The organism is Nostoc sp., from assembly GCF_036916655.1.
Taxonomy (GTDB): Bacteria; Cyanobacteriota; Cyanobacteriia; order Cyanobacteriales; family Nostocaceae; genus Nostoc.
In genome coordinates, this window is the sequence record NZ_JBALFY010000011.1 from 107981 (window position 1) to 128665 (window position 20685).

The following is a 20685-nucleotide window of genomic DNA, read 5'->3' on the forward strand; positions in this document are numbered from 1 at the left end:
ATTAAATCAGCCTGTTGATGTTTTTTGAAAGTTTCCTAGTTGATAATAATTAAAATTACTGAACATGCTATATACATTTTCGCAGTTTTTGACCCCTTTTTTTATCTCTTTGTGAGAAATCTAGGTTAGGAGGCATCCAGATACATTACTCCATTAGATGTTGCTGAACTTGGGAAACTAATTCATTTGTCCAGTGGTTGGCAAGGTCTGCATTGGCGCATTCAACCATAACTCTGATTACTGGTTCTGTGCCAGAGGCGCGAACTAAAATCCTACCAGAATCACCCATCGCACCTTCGGCAAGGGCGATCGCTTTTTGTATGGGTTGGCAATCTTTCCTAAACGGCGATCGCGGTCTACTGTCTACAGCTAAAACGCGATCGGCATCGCCATCAAAAGCAAAGCCTAAGTCGGCGTTGTGTTCCGCGCTTCAATTTCTGCTTGCAATACATGAGATAACTTTGCACCATTCGTCCGCGAATCCCATCTGTACCAAACAGAGGAGTTGTTGGTAAAGGGATTAAATTCAATGCAAAACTGCTATCAATACCTTTACCCAATCCATTAGCATCAGAAGCAGAATCCCCAGTAATACCAGAAATTCGAGTTATAGGTGAAACCATAAGTTTAAACACTCTACACAGTCACACTTTCATTCAATTCTGCCATTTGCTTATTCTGTACAGTTTAGAGCTTTTCTTCCTGCCATTCGATTCTGTACTTTATTTCTCTATAAAAATGCATGATGGCTTTGCTAAGTTTAAAGGCAATTTTCCCCAGGATAGAGCGTTTAGGATGTGCAATTCTTTTGTGTTCTTCAAAATACGTCAACATTTCATCCATGTTTGATTGTCCCTTTTGAATTTTAATCAGTTCGGTTTTGTTATTAAAAAAGGAAATACCTGACATCTCGCTCCATCTAACTGGCAGCCCTGCTTTATAGGCAGCTAGACCTATGGCATTGCCTTCGCCTTCATAAACTCCATTTCGCTCAAAATATTTGGCAAGGATTGACCATGTTTCTAAAAACTCAACTTCTTTTCCTGTTGACTTAGTAACAGAAAACAAATACTCATGGACAAACGTAACATTTTTACATTCTGGATCTAAATTTAAAAATTGTGCAGCTTTTTTAATTACTTCAATTTCTCTAGAAAAATTCTTGTCAGTTTTTGTTAAAGCTTTGGCAAATTTTTTCGGCATTTCCATACAAGCCCTAGCACTTATTCCTGGCTCTAAAAGCCATTCCATATCTTCTGGCACTGGTGCTAAGATTCGCATATCTGAATCAATAAATATACATGAATTAAATAGAGATAATGCCTTAGCAATGGCAAATTTTTTGTCGTGATAACACTTAACACCCTGCTGCTGATGCTGAAATGCTAAAACCTGAGGATATTTGCTAAACTCTTGAGGATGATCGGTGAGAATTATAAAAGCAGTATTGGGTGAATATATCTCTAAGTCTTTTGCTAATAAACCAGCTAGTTCCCGATACACTTTGCCTAATGCTAAAGTACAAAAGCAGAATTTTTGTTGACTCATATTTGGAGGATTTTATAGTAAAGCCTTGAAAAGGTGAAAGAACTTAATTAGTTAATGCAATGGATTGCTTTTTAGTAAGGTACTAATATTTTTCTGAGAAACCTAACAATCCTGGTTGACTCACAAAAGTCTGATTTCAAAAAAAGGAGAAGTAAAGGGTAAAAGTAAATTAAAACCCTTTTTATTTCCGCATTTACTGATAAGTATTGAATTAGGTACAGGATTTTATTCTACAAACAAGATAAAAAGCCTTTTTTATTCTTGACCAGAGTCTGATTTGAAAAAAACCTCATAAGGCAAGAAAAACCTCCAGAGGAAACCAGGGGGAAGTACGGCACTCGATTCAGCATCTATAGGTAAATATTGAGAACGGTAAATTTCAATAGCCTGCTTTTTCTTAGATTGCACTTGATGAATTGCAACTCGATGAGCGCCTAGTAATTCATCAAATTTCAGGCTGCTAAATAATAAAGACTTCCAAAGCAACCAGATGGCATATTGCCACAATTCTACTGTCACTTCTGCTTTAGCAATAGCAGCTTTAACCAATTGATAAGTAGTTTCATGATCTGGGCTGCGATCCTGTTTGTGAGTAACGTACACCTCTTGTGGTTTAAAACTACCTAATAATTGGGCAATTTCTTCAATGGTTTGCTGTTGTTCAGTTTCTGTCATTTTAGATAATGCACCATCACATTTATCAAGAAAGTGAATATCTGTTGATTCCACCCCTAAAATTTTCAAAGCTGCTAGCGCTTCTTCTCTACGAATTTGAACAATTTCTGAACGCGAAATCTTAGTATGACCTCGATGAGAACCTCCTCCATCTGTAATAAAAACAACTTTAATTGGTATCCCTTGTTCTCGCTTGAGTGCAATCATACCCCCACAACCTAGTGCTTCATCATCTTGGTGAGGAGAAAATACAATTACCGATTTCTGGTTAATATTTAGTTGTTGACTCCCTTGATACAGAAGCCAATAGAACTGTAGTTTAATCAGTAGTTCTCGAAATTTATAATTCAACAACCACCACTTGTTATGCAGACCTAACTTTAAGCGGTGAAGAAGATATCTTATTTTCATAGCATCAGATATGATTGTCAAATATGAACTGTTCCGGTATACAATCGTTTTGACTTAGAGTCATACTTAAAACTGCTGTAATTCTTGTGCAATATAGATTTTGGTAGTTTTTGACCCCTATTTATTCAAGCTTTCTAATAAATTTGGGGTTTAGAGACAGCAGAATTATGCAGCGTCCTCCGATTTAAATCAAACACTATATTCACATATACAATGTGGAAACTGACTACTGTAATAGTACTTATTTTTATCTAATTACTAAATTTATATAATCTCTAAAATATGTTAATATGCGACTAATTGCATTTGTACAAAGCATCGACGAGTGCTTAAACAAAAGTATAAATGCTCACCAGGTATGGTGAGCATTTGGGTTTATTGGTATATTACTGAAGTATCCTAAACCTCAAGACAGTTCAGTTAATAATAACTTAAACATATTGTTACCAATCTAAGAAAAAGAATCTAAATCTAAAGATTGCATACCTTCACGTTCTATAAAAGTCATCATACTTCCCAACTGCAACCAAACTAATAAACAAGTAAAGAGACTAATTGGTAGACCAACTCCTAAAGCTAAAGAGGAGGGAAAGCCAAATATCTCTAAGCCTGAAGAGAGAAATAGGCAAGTACCGCCAGTTATGCCGATAAATGGTACAAGTAGTTGTTTCAGTGAAGAACGCGGTTTAGTATTTTCTGTACGCTGGCTTGGCCATTTCTGCACAATTAATTTTAAAGTGCCAGATAATGCTAAACCAGATGTTAATGCCGTCAGAAAACCAACCAGTAAGAGAAAATAAGGCGGTTGCTCAGGGAAATAGTACATGAAAACTCCTGATTTATATTAAAGATTTTTTAGTTTGTATTTGTTGACTGGTTTTCAGCAAAAGATCCAAGTAATGTAGCTTTTGGGAGGATAGCCGCTGCGCCTTCTCTGGATAAGTCTGTTAAAATACCGATCGCTACATTGAATAAACGATCTGGTTTTAAGTCATCTTTAACCAGGTTCCACAGGCGTTGGACATCTTCGGTGTGCAGGCGGTCATCTTCGGTGAGAGCAAGCACCAGCTGGCGCCGGAGAAACTTGCCTTCTTCCGACATTAAGAATTGGAATCCCATTTGGGCTGTGGGCAATACATCAAAGTTGTTATCAGTACGTGCGATCGCAATTAAATTCTCTAACCGCTGCCACTGAAATTTACCATCTTTGAACAACACATTCAATAACCGCCGCCGTAATTCTGGTGATTCCCCTGTCAGCAACCGCCGCGCTATGTAGGGATAACCCACTTCCACAATTTTGAAATCTGGGTTAAGGCTCAGAGCGATACCTTCTTGAGTTACCAGGGAACGAATAATCAAAGCAAACTTCGCTGGGACTCGGAAAGGATATTCATACATCAGTTCCGAAAATTCATCGGTAATAGTTTTGAAGTTAAAATCCTTGACATTTTTACCAATAGCGTTTCCTAGCACTGCTTCTAATGCTGGCACTATTGGACAAATATTCGTGTCTGGAGTCAGAAAGCCTAATTTTACAAAGTCTTCGGCTAAATCGGTGTAGTCTTTATTCACCAAATGCACTAGCGCATCTACCAATGTTTCTTTGGTGCCTTCTTCCAACTGATCCATCATACCGAAGTCAATGTAAGCCATACGACCATCAGGCACGGCAAACAAGTTACCAGGATGAGGGTCAGCATGAAAGAAGCCATATTCTAAAAGCTGTTGCAATCCTGAGGTAACGCCAATTTGGATAATTGCTTCTGGGTCTAAACCTATTTCGCGGATGTGTTGAGTATCCGTCAGCTTAAAGCCATCAATCCATTCCAGGGTTAAAACGTGGGTACTGGTATAACGCCAGTAAATGCCTGGAACTTTTACTTGCGGGTCGTTGCGAAAGTTGCTGGCAAATTTCTCGGCGTTGCGGCCTTCATTAATATAGTCAATTTCTTCAAATAACTTTATGCCAAACTCGTCCACAATTAAAGTCAGGTCATGGCCGAGATTTAAAGGCAACCAAGGAGCTAGCCAACTTGCCGCCCAACGCATCAGATATAGGTCGCGTGTGATTACCGGGTGTAAGTTGGGGCGTTGCACCTTGACAGCGACTTCTTCGCCGCTAATTAAACGACCTCGGTATACTTGACCCAAGCTAGCAGCCGCGACTGGGTTAGGTGAGAGTTCGCTAAAGCTTTCGTGAATGGGGCGGTCTAGTTCAGTTTCAATTATCTGGTAAGCGATCGCATTATCGAAAGGTGGTAACTGATCTTGTAACTTGATCAGTTCTTCTAAGAAGTCTTTGCGTATCAGGTCTGGTCTGGTGGAGAGAGCTTGACCAACTTTGATAAAAGTCGGGCCGAGGTTGGTGAGCAGTTCTCGCAACTGGATAGCTCGTTTACCCTTGTTCTGCTCAACTTTATCTTGCCATTCGTCCCACTTCAGATTGAATATAAATCCTGCAAAAGAGGAGATAATTCTCAGCAGTCGCCCCCAAGCTAACCAGGGGCGGTAACTATAGTAGCGAGCGATCGCATCTGGATTATAGAGTTTTAGCTGAGTAGGTTGATACTGACCCACGCCTTTTTTTGCCTCTTCAACTGAAAAATTTACAATGATTGTTTTTCTCTTGACTCACAAGTTAGTTGCAAGTTCAGGATACCGGTAGTTTTTTATCTAAAACAACTAGAACTCTACCTTTGGGCATAGTGTTCGAGGCGATTTTAGTATCTATATACTGCCTAGATTTGTTTATCTTTTTCTTAATTATACTTTATAAAACTACAACTAATTATCCAGCCTCTAGACGATTTTATCTTTTCTTAACTATCCTTTATATAAATATAGATATTTGCTTATGTATGCAAATTGAAGGAAGATATGAGAACTCAGTAACCACTTACAACATAAAGATCCCCGACTTCTAATAGAAGTCGGGGATCTTGGTATTATGTTTATTTATACCCTGCGATTTAAGTGGAAAATACGATATTTAGCGTGTCCACAATAAAAATTACTAGGTTAAGTAAAAATTTAGTAATTGGTAGTGGTTTCGCCCCAATTACCAATTACCAATTAGCTACTTTTAATTATCATGTAGTGTTATTTAGATTTGGCCTCCAAGTTTTCTAAACGGCTTCTCAATTCCTGGTTTTGTTGTTTGAGTTGGTCGAAATCTTCCCGCAATTGACGTAGAGTTTTTTCTGAACCAATATTCTTTTGCACCTTGGAGATTTCTTCTTCAGCAGAACGACGTACACGCCCATCAGCTGTTTGTTCAACTAGCGATCGCAAAATACCCACTGCTTTAGGTGTTTCCATTTGTCCTAAGGCTGCGGCTACCGCTACTTGGGTTAAAAAGAAGGTTTCTTTGGCTAGTTCTGTTAATTTTTCTAAAATCCGTTCCAAATTAGCCGGACTTTGACCAACAGAAATCTTTCCTAAAGCGCGAATTGTGGCTAAACGTAGGGGTTGTGCTACACCGAGTTTGGTGTATTCGATCAGTATATTTAAAGCTGCTTCTGAGGTTTTGAATTCAGCTAAACCAGCAACAGCCCCACTCCGCACAACTTCATTCCAACCTGCTTTTTCTTCTAAAACTGATTTCAGCAGCTTTAATACCTTGTCTTCCTTGGGTTTGTCTTCCAAGTTTGCGGATGCAATCGCCCCAATTACACGAGAAGCAGCAGCTTCCACGTAATAGCTAGGATCGCCCTTTTGCAAGATTCCTCTCAACAGTTTATAGCTTTCAGCAGTTTTGATTTGATTAAGTGCTTCCACTACAGATCGTCGCACGTAAGCATTTTTATCTTTTAACCCAGCGACTAAGGCATCAAAAGCTTGATCTAAATTGATTTTGGCTAGTTGCTTCGCCACTTCCACACGCACACCCCACAATGGGTCATTTTTGAGCGACTTAGACAGTGCAATGATTGCTTCCAATCCGCCTTTTTTCGCCAAAGCTGTTGCTGCATAAATACGCGAAATTGGGTCGGGATCAAATTCTAACTGTGCTTTTAACTCCGCGATTGGATATTCTAAAGCTACTGTTTTTAGGTAATTATTCCCAACATCAAAGCTGATAAATTGGGGCTTATTTTCTAGGGGAAAATAGAAGCTTTGTTCGCGTTCATTCACGCGCACTGTGAAAGTAGTCAGTGCTGAAAATGAAGTGCTGGCTTTGGCAGATGAATCCTGCTGTACATAACCAAAACCGATAGGTATTTTTAAATCAAACAAATCCTTACTGCCATTTTTACCCTCAGCAGCTTGGGTTTGAGTTACTGTTATTTTTGCCAAATTGGCATCCCCATCCCAAGAGTAAGCTACTTTAAAATCGGGATGACCACCACGATAAACGTATTGGTCAAAGAGGAACGAAAGATTACGTCCGGTAGCTTTTTCAATCGCCCTGAGTAAGTCTATTGTCTCTACGGTTTTGTGAGCATTATCTTGGACAAATGTTTGAATTGCCTGCCAAAATAATTCATCTCCCAATTGGGTGCGAATCATGTGATAAACACAAGACCCTTTTTCATAGATGTGGCGATCGTAAAGTTCAATAGCTTCTCTGTAAACGTGCGTTACCATCGGCCGGCGATAACGGCTGCTATCTTCGCTTAAGTAACGACGAGCTTCCAATAAACGATAGTAAGCTGCTTCTGGGAGGCTATATTCTTGTTCTGTCCACATCACCTCAGAATAAGAAGCCATCCCTTCTTTAATCCAAGCATGAGACCAATGCTTAATCACTACCAAATCACCAAACCACTGGTGCGCGAGTTCGTGGACTACTAAAGCTTCGGTATTGCGGTTATCTAAAACAGCCCGTTCATCCAGCAAACATCTATCTGTTAACAGCGTTGCGGAGGTGTTTTCCATGCCGCCAAAGATGAAGTCATCGACGCAAACTTGAGCGTATTTCGGGAAAGGGTAGGGATAACCATACTTTTGACTCAAAAATTCAATCATCCGGGGAGTTTTTTCCATGCTGCGTTTAGCATCTTCTTCCCGTCCCTTCTCTACATAGTAGGTGACTGGTTTACCCTTCCACTCATCCCGAATTTCCGCAAAATCACCTACTGCTAAAGTCATCAAGTAGGTAGGATGAACTTGTTGTTGTGACCAATGATAGATTTTGTAATCACCATCTTCTGTGGTGTCAATTAATTCGCCGTTGGAAATCGCCACGAGAGGATTGGGAACACGGACACGAATTTCCGAAGTAGACAGTTGTCCTGGATAGTCAAAGCAGGGGAACCAAAAACGAGAGTCTTCGTCTTCTCCCTGAGTCCAAACTTGAGTAGGCTTGTTTGGGTAGTGCTTGTCTGGTTGGATAAAGTAAATCCCGCGTTGCGGTTTTGCTACGGAGTAAGCGATCGCAATCAGCAAGCGTTTACCAACCTGGGTTGCCTCAGAAAGTTGAATGGAAAGCTGTTCCCCGTCATAGTCAAAATTTTGTGGCACTTCGTCCACCTGCACAGATTCAATATTCAGGTTGACAGCATCCAAAGTTAAACGATCAATGCCATTACGGATTGGTAAGAGGCGAGTGCTACAACTGCCCTGATAGCTTTGCTTAGGAATATCCAAACTGAGATCGAGAAAAATATGCTCTACTTGTCCGGGGCGATCGGGGTTGTAGTGTGGTCTTGCTCCCGGTAACTCAAAAGGTTTGTGTCCGTTATTATCTGTATCAAAATAAGACTTCGACATTGATCCTTACTGACCTTGTAATCCTGAAAAGTCTGGCTTGGTTGGATGTTGTTAAGCTAAATAGCGGTATCTGTATTTCCCAAATTAATAGGGCATTATGGAGGTGAAAATTCACCTTGGGGATTGGGGGATTGAAATAAATCTCACCCGAACTTCCGAAGATCGGCTAGCGAACCTGGGAATTTTTCCATATCCCTACCGCATTTATTTTTCCTGATGTTTTGCACTTTTTGGTCATTGAGTCAAGAGTCTCTTGCACCTCGATAAATTCTCATTAAGTACAAATACTCCTAATTATTCTTATAACTTAGGATAGCTTGTTGCTACTAATCAGGCTATTTTGTTTGAGAGGAACAGCATATCATTTGCGGATTTGCTCATCATCTCTTGGAATTATTTTTGAGAGGTAATTCTTAGACTGCTAACTTATAGGACTACTAATTTTATCAGTAAATACCGATCAATAAGCGGAAAATATTAATAAATCCGAAAACTCTACAGTGACACTTGTATAAATCTCGGTGACAATCTGAGCAAAAGAGGATAATAAAATGCCTGAAAGTAAATCAAAATTTCTCATTCCTGCTGTTGGTGCTGCTGTAGTTGTAGTAGGAAGTATAGTAGCTTATACGTATTTTAAAGGCGGCCCATCGGGAGGTAGTTCAGACGCTCTAGGTAGTGCTAAGGTAGTACCTTCAACAGCATTGATGGCAACTTATATTACTACTGACCCTGAAGCTTGGGCAAAATTACAGCAGTTTGGCACTCCAGAAGCACAAAAATTAGTGGCGAAAGGTCTGGAAGATTTTAATAAGCAAATGTTCAGTGATAGTAACGTTTCTTATGAAAAAGACATCAAGCCTTGGGCTGGTGGTGTGATGATTGCTGTACTGCCACCAAATCCTGTAAAACCAGCACAGTTAAATGTACCCTCTGGCGCACCTAATGTACCAGCAAATTTAGAGCAGGAAGCTAATATCCTGATAATAGTGGGAATCAAAGACAAACTTAGCGCGTTGAATTTTGCTAACAAATTGAAGTCACAAAAAGGGGTGAAATTACAAGAATCTGACTATCAAGGTCAAAAAATTGTCGAAACTACCCAAAATGGCAAGCCGACATATAGCGTAGTTTTAAATAATAGTCAGCTGGTATTAGCCCCCGAAAAGCAAGCTGTAGAAAAAGCAATTGATACGTTTAAAGGACAGTCTTCTTTCGCGAGTAAAGAAGGTGCTAGCAGCATTCTGAAAGGAGTGGATGTTAAAAACAGCCTTGCCCAAATTTATGTACCAGACTATGCCGGAATGGTACAGCAATTAGTAGCTGCAAATCCGCAGGCAAAGCAATTACCTCCGCAAACCTTGACGCAACTAAAGCAGATCAAATCTGTGGTAGCGGGTATTGGTGTTGATGATGCCGGAGTGCGGGTAAAAGCGATCGCTAATTTAGATCCGCAACTAAATAAATTTCAGTATCAATCAAGTCCTGGGAATATAGTCGGACAATTTCCGACTAATACCTTTGCTCTGATTAGCGGTAATGGCATCAGCCGTAGCTGGGAAACGCTAGTAGAACAATCAAAAGATTATCCAGAAATGAAGCAAGCTCTGGAACAAGCGCGAGGACAACTGAAACTCGTGAATATTGACCTGGATAAGGATGTTTTTGGCTGGATGAATGGGGAATTCGCCCTTGGTGCGATTCCATCAAATCAAGGAGTATTAGCGAGTGTTGGTTTTGGCGGTGCTTTAGTATTTGATACTAGCGATCGCAAAACTGCCGAAGCCACATTGACAAAATTGGATACCCTTGCCAAAACCCAACAAATCAACGTCGCCAATAGAAATATCGGTGGTAAAGACGTAACTGAATGGCAAATCCCCCGACAAGGAGCTTTATTAGCACATGGTTGGCTAGATCAAGATACTGTATTTGTCGCTCTTGGTGGCCCAATTGCTGATGTAGTTAGCGATCGTAAAAATCCATCCCTTGATACTAGCGACGCCTTCAAAGCCGTTACTGGTTCTTTGCAAAAGCCCAACGGCGGCTATTTCTACCTGGATATGGATAAAACTAAAACTGTGCCCCTGATTAATAGTTTTGTATCATCTAACGCTGATACCGTCACTATTCTGAATTCTATTCGTGGCCTTGGTTTTACCGCCAATAGCCCTGATAAATCTACCAGTCAATTAGAGATGTTGTTAGCTCTCAAGCCTACGGCAAAATAGGGTATGGGGCATGGGGTATGGGGCATTAAAAAGAGGCAGATGGGCGGGGTGCTGCTGGTTGCTGAGGGGAAAACTTTTCTCCCCTGCTCCCTGCCCCCTGCTCCCTTGCTTCTTCCCCAGTCCCCAGAATGTTTTTCAATTTGCATCTAGACTGGCCTCCAGCAACTATGTCATAAGTAGAAAAGGCTCTTCAAATGCAAACTGATTTATGACTGTTGCTGTAAACACTAATCCTGGTTTAGCTTCCCGTTTGGTAAATGGCATACTGGCAATCCAGCCTTTAGCTAACCTAGCCAAGCATCAAGCTAGACAAATGATGATTAAACGTGCTGAAAGAATTGGTGTGCCTTGGACGCAAGAAGTCAAAACACTACAGGCGCTTGATTGGAAGGACGAGTTAGCTCAAGTAGAAAATCCTCAGCTTTCCTATCCCGATTACTATGTAACCTCATTCCATGCCTACGAAACCGGAAATCTCAGTTGGCAAGCCGCTTTTGAGGTAGAACCTGCTGCTTACGCTGTCCACGCGAAGATTTGGCAAGACGCTGAAGACGCACAAGGCGATCCGATGCTGCGCCAGAGTTACCACAATATCCTGAAAAGTCAAATTCCCAATGAGCCGCAAGACATCTTAGATGTCGGGTGTAGTGTTGGCTTGAGTAGTTTTGCCCTACAAGCAGTTTATCCCCATACCAAAATTACAGGCTTGGACTTGTCTCCCTACTTTTTAGCCGTTGCCAATTACCGCGCTGGGCAACGTCAAGCTAATATTAACTGGCTTCATGCCCAAGCGGAATCTACCGGGCTACCTGATGCCTCTTTTGATTTAGTTTCCATTTTCCTGATGTGCCATGAATTGCCACAATCGGCAACCCGACAGATTTTAGCTGAAATGCGGCGCTTGCTGCGTCCAGGTGGCTACTTGGCAATCATGGATATGAATCCAAAATCTGAAGTTTACAAAAAAATGCCAGCCTACATTTTGACTTTGCTCAAAAGTACTGAACCGTATTTAGATGAATACTTCGCTTTGGACATTGAGCAAGCTATTGTTGAGGCGGGTTTCCAAACTCCTACTATCACCAACAACACCCACCGTCACCGTACAGTGATTGCTCAGGTGAGTGGTTGATTTATCTCTAGTGTTGTGGGCAGTAATACCACCTTTGCTGCTGCTAGGCTACTACTACTGTCGAGTGCCATTTGCTCCACCTCTGTTAAAGTTACTGATATTCTTTATCACTGGGGCAATAGCTGGGATCTTAGCCCTTAGCCTCGAATGGGTTTTTGAAACTGTAGCGAACTATTTTGTAGACTGGCAACAGTTCAAACGTTGGCTTCCTGGTATAGCCTTGCGGCAGCTTGTGGAAGTAGGCACAATTGAAGAAGGCTGCAAGTTAGCTGCGGTTTTTATCCCAACTTACTATCTGCAACGCAAATATCGATTACTTCACTCGACGGTTTTCCTCTTCACCATCGCCGTTGCCCTTGGATTCACTGCCGAAGAGAACTGGATTTACCTTTTCCACGATACCGCATCAATTCTTGACCGGACTATTGGCACACCAGTCCACGCTATGTTCTCTGCTCCTTGGGGATATGCTTTAGGAATTTATATTTCCTCTAATACTCGGTTAAATCGAGACAAGAAGTTTATTTTTAGGGCTTGGCTAAATTCTGTAATCTGCCATGCCCTAGTTAATGTCCTATCTAGTGCTTGGCGTTACTCACTACCCTTACGTTTCCTGAGTTATGGTTTATTTCCCTTTCTGTTGTGGATGTTTTGGCGACTAGAACAATTACTGCGAAAAGTGCAGGGTAAAGCTGTAATTACCCTAATTTCAGACCGTACAATTCAGCGCCGTTACTGGCAGAGGAGTTTAGTGCTGTTTGCCCTCGTGCTGGGTGGAAATGCTATTTTTGGTCTGTTTCTCTTAGCCAGGACTGTTAGCCCTTTGAGTCCGTCGAAGCTTTTTGAAAGTGATATTTTGTGGTTTATAGTTAGTCGCTTTTTACTAAATCTCTTTTTTGGAGTTTTAGCTTGGGGCATTTATCGCTATTTGCGACATTCCGCCCGTCGTCGGTATTTTTAAAAGTATGATTAAAAAAAGGCTAGGGGGTTTCTATGCAAACAACTCCAGTGCGTTGGACGACTGCTGACCTAGAGCTATTTGCTAGCGATCGCAGAAATCGCTATGAGATTATTGATGGAGAACTATTTGTGACTAAATCACCTAGCTGGGATCATCAATCAAGCTGCGTCAATATTGCTACAGTTCTTAAGATTTGGTCAGATGAAACTGGTTTAGGTAAAGCTGCGATCGCACCTGGTATTATTTTCTCAGATTCGGATAATGTGATCCCTGATGTGGTATGGGCAAGTCATGAACGCTTAAAAAACTTGCTAGATGAAGCTGGACACCTGACGGGCGCACCAGAGTTAGTTGTAGAAGTTCTCTCACCCGGCGAGAAAAACGAGAAACGTGACAGGGAAACAAAGCTGAAGCTGTACTCAGTGCAAGGGGTTCAAGAATATTGGATTTGCGATTCTGTACAGAAGAAAGTTGAGGTTTATCGACGTGAACAGGCTGCATTAAAGCTAGCAGCTACTTTATTTAGTCAAGATGAATTGACAAGTCCTTTGCTGCCTGGTTTTAACTGCTTAGTTAGTAAACTTTTTTAGTTGGGCATTGGGCATGGGGATGATATAAATTCCCTATGTCCTATGCCTAATTTTCAATTAGCTAAACTCGCGCCAATACTGGCTGATTCACGGCTGCACTGGCTGAATCAGATTCAGACTCCGTGCAATAGATTTCGCAGGAGTTATTGGGACTTTCAATCAGTTTTACTTTGTAAAGTTTAGCTCCCAATTCTTCAATAGGCGATCGCAGTAAATTACTAATGTAAAGTGCGATATTCTCAGCAGTGGGCACAACTTCGGCAAAGTAAGGAATGTCTTTGTTTAAAAAGGTGTGATCGAATGGCTCTACCACATAATCTTCCACTGCTTGATTCAGGGCACCTAAATCAATAATCATGCCAGTACGCGGGTCAATTTTCCCTTTGACAGTGACTTCTAGATGATAGTTGTGTCCGTGACCGTGGGGACGAGCGCACTTACCATAAACAAGCGTGTTTTCTTCGTTACTGAGATTAGGATGAGCTAGCCGATGGGCGGCGCTAAAGTGAGTACTGATGGTGAGGTAAGCTTCCATTGCGTTTCCCATATAATCTGCCCAAAGTTCAGGATGTTCAAATAACTGCACACGGACTAAAGGCAAGTGTGGTGCTAGTCGTTGCCAGATAATCCGTGCAATATTCTCAGTAGTGGGCAGAGTTTGTTGAAATTCTGCCCACACATCGTTGAGATAAGAGAAGTCCAATTGATTGGTAACTTCTTGTTTAATTACGTGTTTCACATCAGATAAGTTCAGCACCATACCATATTCATCCAATTCCCCAGCTAGGGAGATGAACAAGACATAGTTATGTCCGTGTCCCGGAAATCTAGAGCCAGCACCAAATTTCTCAATATTCTCGGCTTCACTCAGTTCTGGCAACCAATAGCGATGACTTGCTGAAAACTGGGCGCGGCGATTAACAATACATGGCATGAGTACACTATGAGCAGAATTTAAAATTTCTTAACCTTTTTCTGTTTCCAGCATAAACCAATTTCTTAGTCATTAGTCATTAGTAATCCGGCGAAATTGACCCATGCCCAATGCCCAATAACTATGTAACAGAAGCTTGTGCTTCACAGTGTAATCCCGTAGCTATGCGGAATAATTCTTGACCTGTGTGTAAATAACGCTCATCGTAATTCAAAGGAAAGTAACCTAATTCATCAAGTCCATCTGCTACTTGATTGAGGCTGTAGTAAAGATGAGCCGCCGTTCTTGCTAAACTAGGCGGATTCGGCAGGGAGCGAAAAGTAATTTGTGCCTGCTTGAGGTCATCTCGACAGGCTTGTAAGTATTCCTGAAATTCATCCAACAATTCATCATCAAAGGGATCAGCCGCTAATTGATCCATTTGTTCTTCTAACGAATAGAGAATGTTACAAAGTAAGCGATTAACTGGTTGGTAAACTTGCCGCAGCCATACTTCAACTTGCTCATCAACATCCCGCCCAGTTTTTCGTCTTGTCTGGTAATGATTTTGGGCTGATGCTGTACGCTGTTGGCGTAGGCCTAGCCCGTCGTAGACATCGCTATTTAATTTGTGAGAATCATCTTGCAGTTCTTGGTCATAATTGCGGCGATTTTGGTTATCGCCTAAGACTTCATAAGCTGCATTAATGCGGATAATTTCCTCGCGATCGGCTGTATCCTGATTACTGTCAGGATGAAATAACTTAACCAAGCGGCGATAAGCTTGCTTAATCTCCGCAAGGCTTGCACTTGGACTAACTTTGAGAGTTTCGTAATGGTTAGAAACGTGCTTAGAATTGACCATTAATTCAATGTAGCGTTAACTAACGCTAGCGGCTAACCTTGCATCCAGGTCTTGGAACAACGGTGTACTTAAATACCTCTCACCAAAACTGGGCTGAATCATCACAATTAAACGCCCTTTGTTTTCTTGACGTTGCCCAAGACGAATTGCTGCACATAAAGCGGCTCCACTGGAAATACCAGATAGTAGCCCTTCTTCTTTTGCCAAACGCCGACTGTAGGCGATCGCTTCTTCATCGGTGACGGCAATCACTTCATCAATCAATTTTATCTTTAACACTTGAGGAATAAACCCAGCGCCAATGCCCTGAATTTTGTGGGGCCCCGGTCGTCCCCCAGATAAAACTGGGCTATTGGCTGGTTCAACTGCGATCGCTTTAGAACTAGGCTTGCGTGCTTTAATTACTTCTGCGACACCACTGATCGTACCACCTGTACCCACTCCCGCCACGATTATATCTACCTGTCCATCAGTATCTTCCCAGATTTCCTCTGCGGTTGTTTCCCGATGCACTTTTGCATTGGCTGGATTGCGGAACTGCTGCAACATATAAGTATTTGGCGTAGTATTAACCATTTGCTCCGCCCTCTGAATTGCTCCACTCATGCCCTCCATTCCTGGCGTTAGCTCTAGTTCTGCTCCATAAGCCCGCAACATTGCTCGTCGTTCTGCACTCATCGTTTCTGGCATTGTCAAAATTAATCGATAACCCTTAGCTGCTGCTGCCATTGCTAGGGCAATTCCTGTGTTTCCAGAGGTGGGTTCTACCAATACTGTCTTCCCAGGAGTAATTAGTCCGTCTTCCTCTGCGGCGTTAATCATACTCACCCCAATCCGGTCTTTGACTGATGCCGAGGGGTTCATACTTTCCAACTTCACCACAATTTCCGCAACACATCCTTCTGTTTGGGGAATGCGGTTCAACTGCACTAGAGGTGTACGACCAACCAGTTCTGTAATGTTACGAGCTATTCGCATAATTTAGTCCTTAGTTATTAGTTATTAAGTAAGTGGGTATTAATAATGAAAGGTTTGTAATCAGCAGCTACAGCCTATTCTCAGGCGAAAAGCCGCTTACTACGAGCTAATTTAATTATATTTACATCGCGTAACATAGTTTGATTTATTCCTACCCACTTACTTTGTTATTAGTCATTAGTAATTAGTCATTAACAAATGACCAATGACCAATTACTAAATGTAGTACATGATATCCAACTGCCGCCGCGAATCTCTTTTTTCACAAAGATCCTGGAGTGTATATTTTTGCAACACTGAATTTGCCGCGCGACTTGCTTCTTGCCAAATTTCTTCTATAACCGAACTGTCTAGCGTTTTGGGATTAATATTTTCTTGACCAGTACCCGCCTCCAAGCCTTCTAAACATTCTAAAATCTCAAAAACAATGATTTTCCGTGGTTCTCGCGTTAACAGATAGCCACCTTTTGATCCGCGCTGACTTTTGACTATACCACCACGCCTCAAGGTTGCTAGTAGCTGTTCTAGATAGCGATCGGGTATGTTTTGTTGTGCTGCAATTTGTCGAATTTGCAGCGGTTCGCCACTTTCGTAATGAGCGGCCATTTCTAATAGAGCGAGAATTGCGTATTCCGATTTACAAGATAGTTCCACAAGCAGCAATAAGTTAGGGGTTAAAAATTAGGAGTTAAGAGTTAGGAGTTATTTAATTTGGATTTGAGATTTTTCCTTCAATCTAAAATCCAAAATTCAAAATACAATTGCCAGAGTTAGGACATTACACAAAATGTAACTTTATACTGCTAACCTCTATTAGAAAAGCTCACTCAGAAAAAGATGCTCACGGCATAAGTCACTTGTAAAGTGGGCATTACAATGACCACCTTACTCTGGTCCATTCATATAAAACCCGTCATAACTCCTAACTTTTTCTAGTATACTCCGGTTAACTACTGGGGATTATCCATTGCTGCTACTGAAAATAAAAAGCCCCGCCATGAGGCGGGGACAAATAGATTTAAAAATTGCTAGTGGATAGTCAACACCCTAGAAGGTGAAAGTTGTTCTCAGCGTACCGATAATTGCATCGTCGTTAGCGCTGTTTTGACCAGGAGAAGTCAACCAAATTACACCAGGGGTGATTGAGATGTTATCTGATACACGATACTTGTAGAAGCCTTCAAAGTGATATGGTACATTGTTACCAACAAAACCTGGTCGGTTAAAGGAATAGGGTTCTGCACCAGCGAAGATACCTAGAACGTTACCCTTTTTACCGAAATCAGGTAAGGCTACTCCAAGACCATAGCTCCAAGCGTTAAAATCATCATTCGCACCGAAGCCAGTGACCTCGTGGTAAGAGACGAAGCCACTAACTGATAGCTTGTCACTAGGTCTAAAGGCAGCCTCTACACCGTAGGAATTGCTGGAACCTGCATTTATTAAAGTGTTAGCTTGATTAGTACCGACTGCTGGTCCAATTCCGTTTCCGTTTACCGCAGTTGAGTTGAACAACGAACCACCGCCGGCATTATACCCGTGGACGTAAGTTGCAGCTAAAGCCACGCGATCGCCAACACTAAAGTTCAACTGTCCTAAAGCAGCATAACTCCCGTTCGTCAGACCTGAATTAAGACCAGGATCATTAGCATTCGATGCCAAGTAACCCGCAGTGATTGAGCTATTTCCTAGAATGCCGCCACCTTTACCAAGGGGTACATTCAGGGCTATACCTGCACCGCCACCAATCCGATAGATGGGACTTTCAGAAGCAAAGGTAGATAAAGCGCCGTTACCACCGTCAGTGTTGTCGAAAAAGTAAGGATTGTTGACAGCAGCATAATGGCTATGCTGTCCGCCACTTGCTGCTAAGTAAACATTGGCTGGTCCAATGGGAACTTCATAAGTCAAGCGGTCTATACGGACACTGTTGCTACCACTACCTGCACCAACTTGAAATGTTTGTGTGCCTTCAGCACCGGTGTTATTACCATCTAGTGTAAAGGGTATTGCATTACCAGCAGCAAGACGGGTGTGTAAAACGTCTCTACCAGTAAAGCTCGTTTGCAAGTCTAAACGTACCCGATCTTGGAAGACAGTATTATTATTGTTACCATTTCTACCACCAAATGCATCAGTAACACCAAAAATGGCTTCACCGACTAGTTTTGTGGTAGTGGAGAACTGATTAGCTTCCAATTCAGCAGTCCGCGCTTCTAGGGAATCTACGCGACCGCGTAGAGTTGCCAATTCTGCGGAAAATTCTTCTTGTAACCGCTGCAAGGTCGCTAAGTCTTGCTTAGTCACCAAGTCAGCTGTAGCTGTAGCAATTAATTCGTTAACCCGATCCAAACAGGCATTTAAACCAGCGGCAAATTCATAACGGGTTAAAGCACGATTACCGCGATAAGTAGCATTCGGATAACCTGCAATACAACCATAGCGCTCAACCAACGACTGTAATGCTTGGAATGCCCAGTCAGTGGGTTGTACATCAGAAAATTGCGAAACTGATGTTACTTGAGACTGAGAATTATTTTGGTTGCCTTCGTTGCTGTAGCGATTAACTTGATCTATCGTTGTTTGAGCCAAGATTTCTGGCTGTTGGGCAACTTCAGATACACCTAGTTGTTTAGCTGGTGATACTTGAGTGGTTGTGCTTGGAGCCGCCATTGCTGTTGTCGAAACTAACAATGTTGCTCCCAAAACTGCTGGGCTAACCACCAAGGATTTCCACAATAGATTAGACATCTTCACTTTACTCCTCACACCTTGTTTAGATAATTGGTTTCGTTGCACTTAATTCTCAAAAATGCGACATTTTACTGAAACCTGTGGATGAGGCATAGTTGCCACTACTACAATTTTAGTTTTTGCAAAGCTAATAAACGATTAACTAGGGGTTAAAAACTGATGTGATTAACTTATGCAAAAACATATCTTTATATCATAACATTATAAAACATCTGATCTAGATGACAAGATTAGAGCGATCGCCTTAATAACTGTCACACCTACCGATCTAAATATCTAAGCTGGGAGTAGCGTTTAGGGCATTTGCTCCTACTTGGCTAAATTGCTGAAAGCTTTAGACACTGAGCAGCTTCTCATCAAAAATCACTACTTCTACTTAGCCTGAGCATAAAGTTCACCTCAGTTAGAAGACAGTTCTTTGGCTATATAACCATAAGCAAAGCGTTCTCACCGAAACAGTGCCCCGGCTTAAAGTAAAAAAAGTAAGGGAGTGACAAATAAAAAATATCCAATTAACTCTTGTGGGGGTGGGTGTCTCGCCCGCACTATGGACTGGGTGCGCATCTTGCCTGCCCCACAATAAATATTATTGAATAATTTATTTTTTAGAGTTCCCTAATAATCGCACTGGCTCAACGCCCCGCTAACAGTACTCAGCACTCCTGAATTAGTTGATTTGGGAAATCGCCCGCGCTACATCAAAGTCTGGCTGCGTCAACCCACCTGCATCATGTGTTGTGAGTATAATCTTAACTTTGTTGTAGGAAATCTCTATATCTGGATGATGTCCCGCTGACTCAGCTGGCTCTACTAGTTTATTGACAAACTCAATTGCTTCAATAAAATCTTTGAATGTGCGGGTAATCTGCAATTTGGAGTCTTCAACAGTCCAATCTGCCAGAACCTTTGCCTGTTCTTGAATTTCCGCTTTGGTGAGTAGTTGTGCCATATCAAAAAATTCCTGACTATAGACTATATATTATTTGTTACATTTTGCATTTGAGAAAGGCAAATTTCTTTTATTCTCGACACAAAAAGTATAGGAGGATAGATTAAGACATAATACGTATGTATATTTAAATCAGACTTCGTAGATAGACACTATTACTCAAATCCGGTCAGTCCCCAAAGTTGGATGTAAGATACTAATCTTTAAAAAAAACTTAAATTTGTTGGCTTTACCTGAACTTTTCTACGCGAGGATGCGCCAACGATAAAGCTTAGTGACTACCACAGGCATCTCCATTTAAAGTTTTCAAAAGCAACCAATAAAAAAAAGTCACCCATAAAAAACTATCCGCCCTGATTTAGATCGGATGATCTAAGTCAGAGCGGTCTAGCGGGTCTTCAGGTTGCAACCAGACTGCCGGAAGGAACTCCGAGCTTGCCTAGCTACTTGAGCTAACTTAGTATCTCAAAGATGACTAAGGCTAACTTTTAGAGAACAGCCCCGGCGCGCAGCCGGCTAACTGCAACCTGATGACCCATGCATTTACTACTTTCTATCATGGGCATCACCTCCTTATTGCCTAAGCGGTCTTAGTTTTCAAAGGGCAGAGTATTTACTCTGGGTTTATAACCTTCATCTAACATAACACATAAATTTAGAGATATTAACTATATACAGAAAAAATCTCCCACCTTTTGGTGAGAGATTATTTAGAGAATGGCGAATATTGACACTTTCTTGGTTAATTACAAGGAGATTATTTCATCTGGGTGGTGTCAATTTTTATCCACCACAATCCTAATTCAGGACATAGCCGGATTTTAATTCTTAGAGAGCGTTACCACGTGGTAGAACTTCCTCAGGGAAGACAAATTGTTCGTGGGGTTGATCTTGAGGAGCCATCCAAGCGCGGATACCCTCGTTCAGCAAAATGTTTTTGGTATAGAAGGTTTCAAACTCAGG

15 protein-coding genes and 2 pseudogenes are annotated in these 20685 nt (G+C 41.5%); 4 read left to right on the forward strand and 13 right to left on the reverse strand.

Going from position 1 to position 20685, the window contains the following annotated elements; all coding sequences use genetic code 11:
- Positions 1–145 precede the first annotated feature (145 nt).
- From glmM to V7L31_RS03085, 6 genes and pseudogenes are all read right to left on the reverse strand, one after another.
- A pseudogene (gene glmM / locus V7L31_RS03060) lies at positions 146–337 on the reverse strand (phosphoglucosamine mutase); the annotation flags it as partial.
- A gap of 350 nt (positions 338–687) precedes the next feature.
- A complete protein-coding gene (locus tag V7L31_RS03065) occupies positions 688–1548 on the reverse strand; it encodes a hypothetical protein (protein WP_334694886.1) in 861 nt (286 codons plus the stop codon).
- 255 nt (positions 1549–1803) lie between these two features.
- Positions 1804–2634 (reverse strand): PIG-L deacetylase family protein, encoded by an 831-nt coding sequence (locus tag V7L31_RS03070; protein ID WP_334694887.1) that lies wholly within the window; start codon positions 2632–2634, stop codon positions 1804–1806.
- Between the two features lie 451 nt (positions 2635–3085).
- Positions 3086–3460, reverse strand: a complete 375-nt coding sequence (locus V7L31_RS03075) for a hypothetical protein (protein WP_334694888.1) — start codon at positions 3458–3460, stop codon at positions 3086–3088.
- Between the two features lie 29 nt (positions 3461–3489).
- A complete protein-coding gene (locus V7L31_RS03080) occupies positions 3490–5214 on the reverse strand; it encodes an ABC1 kinase family protein (protein ID WP_334694889.1) in 1725 nt (574 codons plus the stop codon).
- Positions 5215–5736: 522 nt separating this feature from the next.
- Entirely contained in the window at positions 5737–8349 is a 2613-nt protein-coding gene (locus tag V7L31_RS03085; protein ID WP_334694890.1) for a M1 family metallopeptidase, read from the reverse strand.
- Between the two features lie 551 nt (positions 8350–8900).
- On the opposite strand from V7L31_RS03085, the gene V7L31_RS03090 reads away from it, so the two are divergent.
- The 4 genes from V7L31_RS03090 (at position 8901) to V7L31_RS03105 (ending at position 13263) form a co-directional block, all read left to right on the forward strand.
- On the forward strand, positions 8901–10580 hold the full coding sequence (locus tag V7L31_RS03090; RefSeq protein WP_334694891.1) for a DUF3352 domain-containing protein: 1680 nt from the start codon (positions 8901–8903) through the stop codon (positions 10578–10580).
- Positions 10581–10788: 208 nt separating this feature from the next.
- Entirely contained in the window at positions 10789–11712 is a 924-nt protein-coding gene (locus V7L31_RS03095; protein WP_334694892.1) for a class I SAM-dependent methyltransferase, read from the forward strand.
- Positions 11705–12673 carry a PrsW family intramembrane metalloprotease gene (locus V7L31_RS03100; protein WP_334694893.1) on the forward strand — a complete coding sequence of 323 codons (969 nt, stop codon included), beginning with the start codon at positions 11705–11707 and terminating at the stop codon, positions 12671–12673. Before V7L31_RS03095 ends, V7L31_RS03100 begins: the two co-directional genes overlap by 8 nt.
- A gap of 32 nt (positions 12674–12705) precedes the next feature.
- Positions 12706–13263 (forward strand): Uma2 family endonuclease, encoded by a 558-nt coding sequence (locus V7L31_RS03105; RefSeq protein WP_334694894.1) that lies wholly within the window; start codon positions 12706–12708, stop codon positions 13261–13263.
- A gap of 61 nt (positions 13264–13324) precedes the next feature.
- Here the strand turns inward: V7L31_RS03105 and V7L31_RS03110 are convergent, their stop codons facing one another.
- The 7 genes and pseudogenes from V7L31_RS03110 to V7L31_RS03140 form a co-directional block, all read right to left on the reverse strand.
- Positions 13325–14197, reverse strand: coding sequence for a 6-carboxytetrahydropterin synthase (locus V7L31_RS03110; RefSeq protein WP_334694895.1), 873 nt, complete (start codon positions 14195–14197; stop codon positions 13325–13327).
- Positions 14198–14318: 121 nt separating this feature from the next.
- The gene (locus V7L31_RS03115; protein WP_334694896.1) at positions 14319–15041 is read right to left on the reverse strand and encodes a J domain-containing protein; all 723 of its coding nucleotides are present in this window, start codon (positions 15039–15041) and stop codon (positions 14319–14321) included.
- A gap of 15 nt (positions 15042–15056) precedes the next feature.
- A complete protein-coding gene (gene cysK, locus V7L31_RS03120; RefSeq protein ID WP_334694897.1) occupies positions 15057–16019 on the reverse strand; it encodes a cysteine synthase A in 963 nt (320 codons plus the stop codon).
- A 216-nt stretch (positions 16020–16235) separates the two neighbouring features.
- On the reverse strand, positions 16236–16673 hold the full coding sequence (locus V7L31_RS03125) for an RrF2 family transcriptional regulator (protein WP_292854554.1): 438 nt from the start codon (positions 16671–16673) through the stop codon (positions 16236–16238).
- 393 nt (positions 16674–17066) lie between these two features.
- Positions 17067–18770, reverse strand: a complete 1704-nt coding sequence (locus V7L31_RS03130; RefSeq protein WP_334694898.1) for an iron uptake porin — start codon at positions 18768–18770, stop codon at positions 17067–17069.
- A 670-nt stretch (positions 18771–19440) separates the two neighbouring features.
- On the reverse strand, positions 19441–19722 hold the full coding sequence (locus tag V7L31_RS03135) for a 4a-hydroxytetrahydrobiopterin dehydratase (protein WP_334694899.1): 282 nt from the start codon (positions 19720–19722) through the stop codon (positions 19441–19443).
- Between the two features lie 828 nt (positions 19723–20550).
- Positions 20551–20685: pseudogene (locus tag V7L31_RS03140) on the reverse strand (photosystem II D2 protein (photosystem q(a) protein)); the annotation flags it as partial.